Origin of the sequence: Streptomyces puniciscabiei (assembly GCF_006715785.1) — a bacterium.
Lineage (GTDB): Bacteria > Actinomycetota > Actinomycetes > Streptomycetales > Streptomycetaceae > Streptomyces > Streptomyces puniciscabiei.
Map to the genome: position 1 here is coordinate 1,475,874 of NZ_VFNX01000001.1, position 13,118 is coordinate 1,488,991.

At 71.3% G+C, this 13,118-nt stretch carries 9 protein-coding genes; 2 read left to right on the forward strand and 7 right to left on the reverse strand.

The window, feature by feature from the left end; translation table 11 throughout:
• Positions 1-53: 53 nt before the first annotated feature.
• Positions 54-1,742 (forward strand): PucR family transcriptional regulator, encoded by a 1,689-nt coding sequence (locus FB563_RS06575; protein ID WP_425281728.1) that lies wholly within the window; start codon positions 54-56, stop codon positions 1,740-1,742.
• 4 nt (positions 1,743-1,746) lie between these two features.
• On the opposite strand, the gene FB563_RS06580 is transcribed toward FB563_RS06575, so the two are convergent.
• Together FB563_RS06580 and FB563_RS06585 are read right to left on the reverse strand one after the other, a co-directional pair.
• Entirely contained in the window at positions 1,747-2,046 is a 300-nt protein-coding gene (locus FB563_RS06580) for a hypothetical protein (RefSeq protein WP_055708150.1), read from the reverse strand.
• Positions 2,047-2,102: 56 nt separating this feature from the next.
• Complete coding sequence (locus FB563_RS06585) at positions 2,103-2,687, reverse strand: TetR/AcrR family transcriptional regulator (RefSeq protein ID WP_055708149.1); 585 nt, start codon at positions 2,685-2,687, stop codon at positions 2,103-2,105.
• A 96-nt stretch (positions 2,688-2,783) separates the two neighbouring features.
• Between FB563_RS06585 and FB563_RS06590 the strand changes: the two genes are divergently transcribed.
• Positions 2,784-4,298 (forward strand): MFS transporter, encoded by a 1,515-nt coding sequence (locus tag FB563_RS06590; protein WP_055708148.1) that lies wholly within the window; start codon positions 2,784-2,786, stop codon positions 4,296-4,298.
• A 91-nt stretch (positions 4,299-4,389) separates the two neighbouring features.
• Here FB563_RS06590 and serA read toward each other — a convergent pair whose 3' ends face one another.
• The 5 genes from serA to FB563_RS06615 form a co-directional block, all read right to left on the reverse strand.
• A complete protein-coding gene (gene serA, locus FB563_RS06595) occupies positions 4,390-5,979 on the reverse strand; it encodes a phosphoglycerate dehydrogenase (RefSeq protein WP_055708147.1) in 1,590 nt (529 codons plus the stop codon).
• 245 nt (positions 5,980-6,224) lie between these two features.
• Positions 6,225-7,223 carry a ketol-acid reductoisomerase gene (gene ilvC / locus FB563_RS06600; RefSeq protein WP_055708146.1) on the reverse strand — a complete coding sequence of 333 codons (999 nt, stop codon included), beginning with the start codon at positions 7,221-7,223 and terminating at the stop codon, positions 6,225-6,227.
• A 148-nt stretch (positions 7,224-7,371) separates the two neighbouring features.
• Complete coding sequence (ilvN, locus tag FB563_RS06605) at positions 7,372-7,896, reverse strand: acetolactate synthase small subunit (protein ID WP_055708145.1); 525 nt, start codon at positions 7,894-7,896, stop codon at positions 7,372-7,374.
• Between the two features lie 22 nt (positions 7,897-7,918).
• Positions 7,919-9,766: an acetolactate synthase large subunit gene (locus tag FB563_RS06610; protein ID WP_199832916.1), complete on the reverse strand. Its 1,848-nt coding sequence runs from the start codon at positions 9,764-9,766 to the stop codon at positions 7,919-7,921.
• Between the two features lie 371 nt (positions 9,767-10,137).
• A complete protein-coding gene (locus FB563_RS06615) occupies positions 10,138-13,098 on the reverse strand; it encodes a putative bifunctional diguanylate cyclase/phosphodiesterase (RefSeq protein WP_425281741.1) in 2,961 nt (986 codons plus the stop codon).
• Positions 13,099-13,118: the final 20 nt, after the last annotated feature.

Sequence of the window (13,118 nt, forward strand, 5' to 3'; positions counted from 1 at the left end):
TGGATCTCAGACAGCTGTATGAAGGCTGCCGGAAAATGAGGGAGAATGCCCGAGTGGCGGCGGATTTCAAGGCGTTCAGGGCTGACTACCAGGAGCTGGTGGACGAGATCTCGGAGCTGCTCGGGGTCCCGGCGACCCTGGAGAACCGCGACTTCGAGCTGATCGCCTTCGGCGCGTACGACAGCGACGACGAACTGGATCCCTCCGCCCTGGACCCGGTCCGCACCCGCTCGATCCTGACCCGGCGTTCCACCGCGACCGTGCGCGCCTGGTTCGAGGGCTTCGGCATCACCCGCGCGACCGGCCCCGTGCGGATCCCGCCGAGCCCCGAGGCCGGGGTCTACCGCGGCCGGATCTGCCTCCCGGTACGCCACCGGGGCGTCGTCCTCGGTTACGTCTGGCTGCTGGACGGCGATCCCGGGCCGACGGACGCGCAACTGGCCGCCGCGATGGAGGTGGCCGGCCGGATCGGCGCGCTGCTCGCGGACGAGGCGGAGGCCGGGGCCGGGCTGAGCCGGGAGCTGCGGGCGGTGCTCACCGCCGAGCGCGGCTGGCAGCAGGACATGGCGGTGGCGGAACTGCGCACCGCGCTCGGCCCCCGCGCCGACGGCCCGCTCACCCTGGTCTGCGTCGCCCCCTGGCCGTCGGCCGACCCGGACGACGCCCCCGCCACCCGCACGATCCCCCACGCCCTCGCCCTGTGCACGCTTCCCTGGAACGCATCGGAACAGAGCCTGGCCCTGCTGGTACGGCTGCGGGCCCCGGAGGTGAGCACCCCTGCCCTGGCGGCGGCCGCACGGCTGCTGAAGGAGGCGGAGGGGGCACGGGGGGCGTCGGGGCGGGGTGCACCGGGTCCCGGCACACCTGGGCGCGGAATGTCGGGAAGCGCGGGGCGTGGGGCTCGGGCCACGGGCGGAGCAGGGAGCGGGGCGGGGACAGGGACCGGGGCGGGGGCGGCCGCGGTGGGTGACGCGGGCGGCGGGGCCGGGGTGGGGCGTGAAGCCGGGCGCCGGTCCGGGGAAGGCACCGGAGCGGCGGCAGGGGTGACTGCTGCGGGTGGCGCGGCGCGTGGGGCCGGGGTGGGGCGTGAAGCCGGGCGCCGGTCCGGGGAAGGCACCGGAGCGGCGGCAGGGGTGACTGCTGCGGGTGGCGCGGCGCGTGGGGCCGGGGTGGGGCGTGAAGCCGGGCGCCGGTCCGGGGAAGGCACCGGAGCGGCGGCAGGGGTGACTGCTGCGGGTGGCGCGGCGCGTGGGGCCGGGGCGCGGGTGGCCGCGGCGGCCGCGGCGGGATTCACCGGAGCGGCCCGGGGCTCCCGGGGCGCCGTGGGGGCCGGATGCGTCGCCGGGATCGGGGATCCCCGTACCGGCCTCGCCGAGTTGGGCACGGTCTGGCAGGAGGCCGCCGCCGCCACGCGCGCCGCTCTGGCCGAGCCACGGTTCGGGCCGGTCGCGGAGTGGGCGCGCATCGGGCCGTACCGGCTGCTGACCGCGCTGCCCCCGCAGGCGGCGCACGATCCCGTGGTCGGCCCCCTCCTCTCCCCCGCCCACCGGGAACTGGCCCGCACCGCGGAGGTCTACCTCGACTGCGCGGGCCAGGCCGGCCGCACGGCCGCCGAACTGGGCATCCACCGGCAGACCCTGTACTACCGCCTGTCCCGCGTCGAGCAGCTGACCGGCCTGGACCTGGACGACGGCGAGTGCCGGCTGCTGCTGCACATGGCGCTGAAGGCGGCCCGGCTCTGACGCGTCACTCGGCGTCCAACCTCCCCAGAGCGCTGACGCGTCCCTGGGCGAGCGTCGCGGTGAAACGCGGGCACGTCCACGACTCCAGGCTGCGGGAGTGCTCGGTCGCCGGAAAGTCGCCGGGGGCGTAGACCTGCGGGAGGCTGTGCCGGAAGTCGGTGTACCGGGGAACCGGATGGTCGTCGGCATGGGCGCAGTCGGCGGGTCGGGGCGCGGTGGCGAGGCCGTGGCTGTCGTAGCCGTAGTGGATCTCGCTCCAGGTCCGGGCCAGTTCGTCCACGGAGGCGCCGTCGATGTTCGTCACGATCTTGTCGACGCCCGGATCCGGCCGGGAAGTTCCCCTGCCGGGCCGCCCAGGCCTCAGACTCCTCGGACGCCCTCGATCACCCGCCGCAGGCCCTCGGTGAGTTGCTCCGCGTTCGTCGCCGAGTCCGGGTCGAAGAGCCACTGGACCATGAGGCCGTTGAGCAGGGTCTGGTAGAGACGGCCCTCGGTGTCCACCGCCGCCTGCTCGACGTCGGACTCCGGGACGCCGCTGAACATCGCCACGAGCCCCGAGCGACCCTCCTTCTGGGCCTCGGCCAGCAGCTTGCGGACCTCCTCCAGCCGCTGGTCCTGGAACATGAGCTCGAAGCTCAGCATCCAGATCGCCCGTGACTCGGGCACCGTGCGGATGATGCTCGCCCACACCTCCTGGAAGCGCTCCAGCGAACCCGGAGGCGCCGTCACCCTGCCACCGAGTCCCGGGTCGAACCTCTCCCCCACGCCCTCGATCAGCGAGATGTACGCCTGCACGAGCAGTTCGTCCTTCGATCCGTAGTGGTAGCCGATCGACGCCAGGTTGGTCCCCGACTCCTTGACGATGTCCCGCGCGGTCGTACGCAGGAACCCCTTCTCCAGCAGGCAGCGCTTGGCGCCTTCGAGCAGATCCTCACGGTGTCCCATGACCCCACCCTACCGCCGATCCATACGAGCGTCCTAGACAAGTGATTTATACATCCGTTCTAGACAAGCGTTTAAGACGTCCGTACAGTCACTGGCATGACGAACGCGACGAGCACCACCACAATCCCGGCCACCCGTGCCGGACGGCGCGAATGGACCGCTCTCGGCGTGCTGATGCTGCCGCTGCTGCTGGTCTCCATGGACGTGTCGGTCCTGTACTTCGCGACCCCCGCGATCAGCGCGGACCTGCACCCGAGCGGCACCCAGCAGCTGTGGATCTTCGACGTCTACGGCTTCGTCCTGGCCGGCCTGCTGATGACGATGGGCTCCCTCGGTGACCGCATCGGCCGCCGCAGGCTCCTCCTGATGGGCGCCGCGGCCTTCGGCGGCGCCTCGCTCCTCGCGGCCTACGCGAACAGCGCCGAGACCCTGATCGCGGCCCGCGCGATCCTCGGCATCGGCGGTGCCACCCTGATGCCGTCGACGATGGCGCTGCTGCGCACGATGTTCACCGACCCCGCCCAGCGGGCGAAGGCGATCGGGCTCTGGTCCGGCGTCATGACCGGCGGTATCGCGCTCGGCTCGGTGATGAGCGGCATCCTGGTCGAGCACTTCTGGTGGGGCTCGGTCTTCCTGGTCAACCTGCCCGCGATGGCGCTGCTCCTGCTCCTCGGCCCGGTGCTGCTGCCGGAGTCCAGGGACCCGAACCCGGGGCGTTTCGACTGGCCGAGCGTGCCGCTGTCGATGGCCGCCGTACTTCCCGTGATCTACGGCCTGAAGGAGATCCCCTCCGAGGGCTGGCACCCGCTCTACGTCGTCTCGATCGCCGTCGGCCTGCTCTTCGCGGCGCTCTTCGTCCACCGCCAGCGCACCAACGCCTCCCCGCTGATCCCGCCGGCCCTGCTGAAGGGCCGCGGCTTCACCCCGGCGCTGGTCCTGAACCTCGTCGCCGCCCTCGCCATGATGGGCTCGGCCATCTTCACCACGCAGTACCTGCAGTCGGTCCTTGGCAAGAGCCCGCTGTCGGCGGCCCTGTGGAGCCTGCTGCCCTCGGTGTTCATCGGCGTCGCCGGTCCGGTCACCGCACAGCTCGTCCAGCGGGGCGTCAACCGTGGGTACGTCGTCGCCGGCGGCTTCGCGGCCATGGCGGCCGGTTACTCGATGCTCGCCCTCGTCGGCACCGACTCGCTGTGGCTGGCGCTCGCCGGGGCCGGTGTCCTCGCCTGCGGGATGGTCGCGATCGTCTCCCAGCTGACCGACCTGGCCATGAGCGGCGCCCCGGTGGAGCGGGCGGGCACGGCCTCCTCACTGCTGGAGACCAGCGCGGAGTTCGGCGGCGCGCTCGGCATGGCGGTCCTCGGCTCGATCGGTACGGCGATCTACCGCCACGAGATGCCGGCCACCGCCCCGGCTCCGGCCCGCGAGACCCTGGGCGACGCCCTCGCCACGGCCGCCCACCTGCCCGGCGCGGCCGGTCAGTCGCTGCTCACCACGGCCCGCGAGGCCTTCACCAGCGGGATGCAGGGCGCGGCGATCGCCGGCGCGGTGCTGGTGGCGCTGGCGGCGGTGGGGGCGGCGGTGAGCCTGCGAAAGATCGAGGTCGGCGACTAGGAAGACGACCAGGAAAAAGAAGACCACCAGGAAAAGGGAAAACGCCGGACGGGCTGACTCTTCGTCAGCCCGTCCGGCGTTCGCGCATGTGTCAGACGAGGTTCACCGAGCGGGCGGACGTCGCACCGATCTCGGAGGCGACCTCGCTCAGGACGCCGGCGGACACCGTGTCGTCGACGGTGAGCACGGCCAGCGCCTCGCCGCCGGCGACCGCGCGAGCGACCTGCATGCCGGCGATGTTGATGCCCGCCTCGCCGAGGATGCGGCCGACGGTGCCGACGACACCGGGACGGTCCTCGTAGCGCAGGACGACCATGTGGTCGGCGAGGGCGAGGTCGACGTCGTAGTCGCCGACCGCGACGATCTTCTGGACGTGCTTCGGGCCGGCCAGCGTGCCGGAGACCGAGACCTCCTCGCCGTCCGCGAGCGTGCCGCGCACGGTGACGACGTTGCGGTGCTCGGCCGACTCGGAGCTGGTGGTCAGCCGGACCTCGACGCCACGCTCCTGCGCGAACAGCGGCGCGTTGACGTAACTCACCGTCTCGTCGACGACGTCCTCGAAGACGCCCTTGAGCGCGGACAGCTCCAGCACCTTCACGTCGTGCTGGGTGATCTCACCGTAGACCTCGACGTCGAGGCGGTGCGCGACCTCACCGGCGAGCGCGGTGAAGATACGGCCGAGGCGCTCGGCGAGCGGCAGACCGGGCTTGACGTCCTCGGCGATGACACCGCCCTGGACGTTGACCGCGTCCGGCACCAGCTCACCGGCGAGGGCGAGGCGGACGGACCGGGCGACCGCGATGCCCGCCTTCTCCTGGGCCTCGTCGGTGGAGGCACCGAGGTGCGGGGTGCACACGACCTGGTCCAGCTCGAACAGCGGGGAGTCGGTGCACGGCTCCTTGGCGTACACGTCGAGGCCGGCGCCGGCGACCCGGCCCTCCTTCAGCGCCGAGTACAGCGCCGCCTCGTCCACGATGCCGCCGCGCGCGGCGTTGACGATGCGCACGCTCGGCTTGACCTTGCGCAGCGCCTCGTCGCCGATGAGGCCGAGGGTCTCGGGGGTCTTGGGCAGGTGGACGGTGATGAAGTCGGAGACCTCCAGCAGCTCGTCCAGGGACAGCACCTTGACGCCCATCTGCGCGGCCCGCGCGGGCTGCACATAGGGGTCGTAGGCGACGACCTTCATGCCGAAGGCGGACATGCGCTGGGCGACCAGGGCGCCGATGCGGCCGAGGCCGACGACGCCGAGGGTCTTCTCGGCCAGCTCGACGCCCGTGTACTTGCTGCGCTTCCACTCGCCGTTCTTCAGCGCGGCGTTGGCCTGCGGGATGTTGCGGGCGGAGGCGAGGATCAGACCGCAGGCCAGCTCGGCGGCGGTCACGATGTTGGAGGTCGGGGCGTTGACGACCATCACGCCGGCCTTGGTGGCGGCGGAGACGTCGACGTTGTCGAGGCCGACGCCGGCGCGGGCGACGACCTTGAGCTTCTTCGCCGCGGCGATGGCCTCGGCGTCGACCTTGGTGGCGGAGCGGATCAGGATCGCGTCGACGTCGGCGATGGCGGGGAGCAGTTCGGCTCGATCGGCTCCGTTGGCGTGCCGGATCTCGAAGTCCGGGCCGAGTGCGTCCACGGTCGCGGGCGACAGCTCTTCAGCGATGAGTACGACGGGTTTCGAGCTCACGTGAGGTCCTCACAAGTCCAATGCATGCGGACGGCCGTCCCGACGGCCGCAGGCGGAGGAGGGGGGCTAGCCGCGGAAGACGCACGACGCTGTGGGCCTGACGCGTGTTTGTTCAGCAGTGTAGTGGCGTGGCGCAGGGCGTCTTGCGCCTCCACGGAAGGATCACCCGTCCGGGGCTGGACGGGGTGGACAACAGATGGACGACGGGGGCCGGAGCAGCCTGCCCCGACCCCCTGACGTGAGGCTTACGCCTCCTCGTTCACCCAGCTCATCAGCTTGCGCAGCTGCTTGCCCGTGGTCTCCAGCAGGTGCTCGGAGTCCTGCTGCTTGTACTCGTTGTACTTCTTCAGACCGCCGTGGTACTCGTCCATCCACTGCCTCGCGAAGGAGCCGTCCTGGATCTCGGCGAGGACCTTCTTCATCTCGGCCTTGGTGGCGTCGGTGATGATGCGCGGGCCGGTGACGTAGTCGCCCCACTCGGCGGTCTCGGAGATGGACCAGCGCATCTTCTCCAGGCCGCCCTCGTACATGAGGTCCACGATCAGCTTCAGCTCGTGCAGGCACTCGAAGTAGGCGATCTCCGGCTGGTAGCCGGCCTCGGTCAGGGTCTCGAAGCCCGCCTTGACCAGCGCGGCCGTACCACCGCAGAGGACGGCCTGCTCACCGAACAGGTCGGTCTCGGTCTCCTCGGTGAAGGTCGTCTTGATGACGCCGGCGCGGGTGCCGCCGATGCCCTTGGCGTACGACAGGGCGAGCGCGAAGGCGTTTCCGGAGGCGTCCTGCTCGACGGCGGCGATGCACGGAACGCCGCGGCCCTCCTCGTACTGACGGCGCACCAGGTGGCCCGGGCCCTTCGGGGCGACCATGCAGACGTCCACGCCGGCCGGGGGCTTGATGAAGCCGAAGCGGATGTTGAAGCCGTGGCCGAAGAACAGCGCGTCGCCGTCCTTCAGGTTCGGGGCGATGGACTCCTCGTAGACCTGGGCCTGGATGGGGTCCGGCACCAGGATCATGATGACGTCGGCCTCGGCGGCGGCCTCCGACGGCGTCACCACGCGCAGGCCCTGCTCCTCGGCCTTGGCCTTGGACTTGGAGCCCTCGTGCAGACCGACGCGGACGTCGACACCGGAGTCACGCAGCGACAGCGCGTGGGCGTGGCCCTGGCTGCCGTAGCCGATGACCGCGACCTTGCGGCCCTGGATGATGGACAGGTCGGCGTCAGCGTCGTAGAACAGCTCGGCCACTTTGGGTTCTCTCCTTGGTGTGCAGGTTGTGCGTCCCACCGTATGCCGGTGAGGGGAAGGGAAGTCTCGGGGTCTCGGCATCCGGGCGGACGGCGTGTCGCCGACCGCCCGGTTTCAGCCGTACATCAGCTCGTACTTCGGTTCAGCTTTACGCGGATCGGTCGAGGGCGCGCAGCGAGCGGTCGGTGATCGAACGGGCGCCGCGGCCGATCGCGATCGTGCCGGACTGCACCAGCTCCTTGATGCCGAACGGCTCCAGCATCTTGAGCATGGCGGACAGCTTCTCGCTGGATCCGGTGGCCTCGATGGTGACGGCCTCCGGGGAGACGTCGACGGTCTTGGCGCGGAACAGCTGGACGATCTCCACGATCTGGGAGCGGGTCTCGTTGTCGGCGCGGACCTTCACCAGCACGAGTTCGCGCTGCACGGCCTGACCGGGCTCCAGCTCCACGATCTTCAGCACGTTGACGAGCTTGTTGAGCTGCTTGGTCACCTGCTCCAGCGGCAGGTCCTCGACCCCGACCACGATGGTGATGCGGGAGATGTCGGGGTGCTCGGTGACGCCGACCGCGAGCGAGTCGATGTTGAAGCCGCGGCGGGAGAAGAGGGCGGCGATCCGGGCCAGGATGCCCGGGGTGTTCTCCACCAGGACGGAGAGCGTGTGCTTGGACATGGTCTTTTTACGTCTCTCTCGCTCAGTCGTCTTCGTTGTCGCCGAAGTCGGGGCGGACGTCCCGGGCGGCCATGATCTCGTCGTTGGAGGTGCCGGCGGCGACCATCGGCCACACCATCGCGTCCTCGTGGACGATGAAGTCGATGACGACCGGGCGGTCGTTGATGGAGTTCGCCTCTTCGATGACCTTGTCCAGGTCCTCCGGGCGCTCGCAGCGCAGGCCCACGCAGCCCATCGCCTCGGACAGCTTCACGAAGTCCGGCACGCGCGTGCCCTTGGCCTCCGGGTTGATGTCGTCGGGGCCGCTGTGCAGGACGGTGTTGGAGTAACGCTGGTTGTAGAAGAGGGTCTGCCACTGGCGGACCATGCCGAGGGCGCCGTTGTTGATGATGGCGACCTTGATCGGGATGTTGTTCAGGGCGCAGGTGGTCAGTTCCTGATTGGTCATCTGGAAGCAGCCGTCGCCGTCGATCGCCCACACCGTCCGGTCCGGCTGCCCGGCCTTGGCACCCATGGCGGCCGGGACCGCGTAGCCCATGGTTCCGGCGCCGCCGGAGTTCAGCCAGGTGGCGGGCCTTTCGTACTGGATGAAGTGCGCGGCCCACATCTGGTGCTGGCCGACGCCCGCGGCGAAGATCGTGCCCTCGGGCGCGAGTTGGCCGATGCGCTCGATGACCGCCTGCGGGGACAGGGAGCCGTCCTCGGGCTGGTCGTAGCCGAGCGGGTAGGTGTCGCGCCAGCGGTTGAGGTCGCTCCACCAGGCCGTGTAGTCGCCCCTGTGGCCCTCGCTGTGCTCCTTCTGCACGGCCTGGACCAGGTCGGCGATGACCTCGCGGGCGTCACCGACGATCGGCACGTCGGCGGCGCGGTTCTTGCCGATCTCGGCCGGGTCGATGTCGGCGTGGACGATCTTGGCGTACGGGGCGAAGCTGTCGAGCTTGCCGGTGACGCGGTCGTCGAAGCGGGCGCCGAGGGCGACGATCAGGTCGGCCTTCTGCAGCGCGGTGACGGCGGTGACCGCACCGTGCATGCCCGGCATTCCCACGTGCAGCGGGTGGCTGTCGGGGAACGCGCCGAGCGCCATCAGGGTGGTGGTGACGGGCGCTCCGGTGAGTTCGGCGAGGACCTTCAGCTCGGCGGTGGCGTGCGCCTTGAGGACGCCGCCGCCGACGTAGAGGACGGGCCGCCTGGCGGAGGTGATCAGCTTGGCCGCCTCGCGGATCTGCTTGGCGTGCGGCTTGGTCACCGGGCGGTAGCCGGGCAGGTCCATGGTGGGCGGCCAGGAGAAGGTGGTCTTCGCCTGGAGGGCGTCCTTGGAGATGTCGACCAGGACCGGGCCCGGGCGGCCGGTCGCGGCGATGTGGAACGCCTGCGCGATGACCCGCGGGATGTCCTCGGCCTTGGTGACGAGGAAGTTGTGCTTGGTGATCGGCATGGTGATGCCGACGATGTCCGCCTCCTGGAAGGCGTCCGTGCCGATGGACGAGGACGCCACCTGGCCGGTGATCGCGACCAGCGGGACGGAGTCCATGTGGGCGTCGGCGATCGGCGTGACCAGGTTGGTGGCTCCGGGGCCGGAGGTGGCCATGCAGACGCCGACCTTGCCGGTGGCCTGCGCGTAGCCGGTGGCCGCGTGGCCGGCGCCCTGCTCGTGGCGGACCAGCACGTGACGGACCCGCGTCGAGTCCATCAGGGGGTCGTACGCCGGCAGGATCGCGCCGCCGGGAATGCCGAATACCGTGTCAGCGCCGACCTCCTCGAGGGAGCGGATGAGGGACTGCGCACCCGTGACGTGCTCGACGGGGGCGGACTGCTGTCCTCCGGATCGGGGCCGCGGCTGCGGATGGGCCCCGGTGGCCTGCTCGGTCATCGGCATTCTCTTCTCGATGCTGAGGGTTTTTGCGAGGTTTGGGCGGAGTTCAAGCGCTGCACGAACGGCACTCGTGCAACAAAAAACCCCTCGTGCCGTAGGGCAAGCGAGGGGAGCGCGCCGGTGAGGTCGCTGGGGTTTCCGGATCGTCCTCCGGTGGTTCCCAGCTCAGCCGACGCGCTGTCCAAGTACGAGAATTCGGGTGCGCATGGCACTGACCCTCCCCCCGACGCGCACCACGTGTCAAGTGGGTGGGACGGGAGTCTCAGAATGTGAACGCAGGGCACTGCCGCCTCCGAAGACAGCCGTCACACCCCCTGTGTACACCCCGGAGCGCCTCTTCGGCTCGCTCACACCTTTCCATGGCGCGTTCACCTCCGGGGCGCTCCGGTCGATGTCGAGACCACGACCGTGCTCAACCCTTCGGGCCTCCGCGCGCTCGCGCCCTCGGCACCGACGCGCCCCTGCGGTTCACTCGCGGTCCCGGCGAACGTCGGCTCGGCCAGTGCGTGCGGCACCGGATAATGGCCGGATCCGAGCGCCCGGCGCAGCCGGTACTCGTCCAGCGGCCCCGCGAACGCCATGCCCTGCCCGTGCGTGCAGCCCATCGCGCGCAGCGCGACGACCTGCTCCGGCAGGTCCACGCCCTCGGCCACCGACTGCAGCCCGAGATCGCCGGCGATCCGCAGCAGACCGCTGGTGATCTTGTGCAGCCGCGCGGACTCCACGACGCCCTCGACCAGGCCGCGGTCGAGCTTCAGGATGTCCACGGGGAGCCTTCTCAGGGCGGTGATGGCCGCGGATCCGCTGCCGAAGCCGTCCAGCGCGATCCGCACCCCGAGCCGGCCGAGCGCGGCCAGCCGCCGCTCCAGCTCGTCCAGGGGCAGCCGCGGATCGGTGTCGGACAGCTCCAGGACCAGCGCGCCGGGCGGCAGCCCGTGCCGGGTCAGCAGCGCCTCCACGGAGCCGAGCGGCATCGAGCGGTCCAGCACCCGCCGGGCGCTCATCCGGACGGCCACCGGTACGACGGTCCCGGTCGCGGCCCGCTCGGCGGCCTGCTCGACGGCCTGCTGCAGGATCCAGCGCTCCAGCTCGGCGGTCTTGTCGCCGTCCTCGGTCACCCGCAGGAACTCGGCCGGGGTGAACAGCACCCCCTGCGAGGAGCGCCAGCGCGCCTGCGCCGAGACCGCCGTGATCCGGCCGGTCGACAGGCACACCACCGGCTGGTGCAGCAGGGCGAACTCGCCGTCGTGCAGCGCGGCCCGCAGCCGGGTGGCCAGCTCCGCCTTGCGTACGACGTCCTGCTGCATCTGCGGCTTGTACAGCTCGACCCGGCCCTTTCCGGCCGCTTTCGCGCGGTACATCGCGAGGTCGGCGTTGCGCAGCAACTCGCCCGCGCCGAGGCCGGGTTCGGCGAAGGCCACGCCGATGGAGGCGTTGACCCGGACGTCGCTGCCGTCGATGGCGTACGGCTGGGAGAGGGTCACCCTGAGGCGGTCGGCGAGCTCCAGGATGTTGCGCTCCCGGGCGGCACGGTCCCGGGTGCCGTCCCCGACGATCAGGGCCGCGAACTCGTCGCCGCCCAGCCGGGAGGCGGTGTCCCCGTGCCGGACCGCGTCCTGGAGTCTGCGGGCGGCCTGGACGAGCAGTTCGTCCCCCGCCTGGTGCCCGATCGTGTCGTTGACCGCCTTGAAGCCGTCCAGGTCGATGAAGAGCACGGCCGTGCCGAGCAGGGCGGTGCCCCGGTCGGTGGCGCGGCGGCCGGAGACGGCCTGCTGCACGCGCCGGGTGAACAGGGCGCGGTTGGGCAGGTCGGTCAGCGGGTCGTGCTCGGCGTTGTGCTGCAGCTGCGCCTGCAGGCGGACGCGCTCGGTGACGTCCCGGCTGTTGAAGATCAGGCCGCCGTGGTGACGGTTGACGGTCGACTCGACGTTGAGCCAGCCGCCGTCGCCGGACCGGAAGCGGCACTCGATGCGGGTGGTGGGTTCCTCCAGGGGGCTGGCGGCGAGGAAGCGGCGCACCTCGTGCACCACGCAGCCCAGGTCCTCCGGGTGGATGAGGCCGGCCAGTTCCGTGCCCACGAGATCCTCGGCGGGGCGGCCGTAGACCCCGGCGGCGGCCGGGGAGACGTACCGCAGGACGCCGTTGGGGGCGGCGATCATGATCACGTCGCTGGAGCCCTGCACCAGGGAGCGGAAGTGGTTCTCCTTCTGCGCCAGTTCCTGGGTCAGGGTGATGTTGTCCAGCAGCATGATGCCCTGCCGGATGACGAGCGCGAGCACGACGGCGCCCGCGGTGATCAGCACGACATGGTCGGGTCGGCGCCCGTTGAGGACGTTGTACAGGATGCCCAGGGTGCACACGGCGGCGGCGAGGTACGGGGTGAGGGCGGCGAGGGAGCCGGCGAGCGGCCGGCCGGCCGGATACCGGCTGTGGTCACCTCCCGGGGCGGGCACGGTCACGTGGTGGTGGCTCGTGCCGCGCTGTCCGGGCACGTGCTCGTGGACCACGCGCGTGTGCCCGTCCGGTACGTGCGCCTGCGGTGCGCCCTTGCGGCCGGGCGCGGCCCAGGGTGCGTAGGCGAGCAGCAGCGAGCCGGCGAACCAGCCGGCGTCCAGCAGCTGCCCGGAGTGGTAGCTGCTGTGCAGCAGCGGCGAGGTGAACAGCGCGTCGCACATCACGGTCAGCGCGAGCGCCCCGATCGCCGTGTTCACCGCGGTGCGGTTGCCGGGCGTACGGCGGAAGTGCAGCGCGAGCACCATGCTGACCAGCGCGATGTCGAGCAGCGGGTACGCCAGCGACAGCGCGGTGTGCGCCACGCTCGGTCCGTCGAACCGGGCCGCCTGGGCGAGCGCCAGGCTCCAGGACAGCGTGAGCAGCGAGCCGCCGATCAGCCAGGCGTCCAGCGCCAGGCAGATCCAGCCGGCCTTGGTCACCGGCCGCTTGGCGAGCACCAGCAGACCCACGATGGCGGGCGGCGCGAAGCACAGGAAGAACAGGTCCGCGTAGGAGGGGCTGGGCACGGGCCGGCCGAGCACGACCTCGTACCACCCCCAGACCGCGTTGCCGAGGGACGCCATCGCCGAGGAGAGGGCGAACAGCAGCCAGGCCGAGCGGAAGCGGACGCGCGGACCGCGGGCGTACAGGAAGCACGAGACGGCGGCGGTGCCGGCCGCGGCGGCCAGCCCGAAGTCGCCCATGACCAGCGCCAGTTCGTCCGTGCCCCAGTCGAACGCGGCCCCGACGGCGTAGGCCGCGCAGACCAGGGCGAGAACGAGTTGCTCCCTCGTGCGCCTGCCTTCACCGGCGGCCGGCCGGCGGGGCGGCGGCACCTGCTGCGGATCCGGGGCAC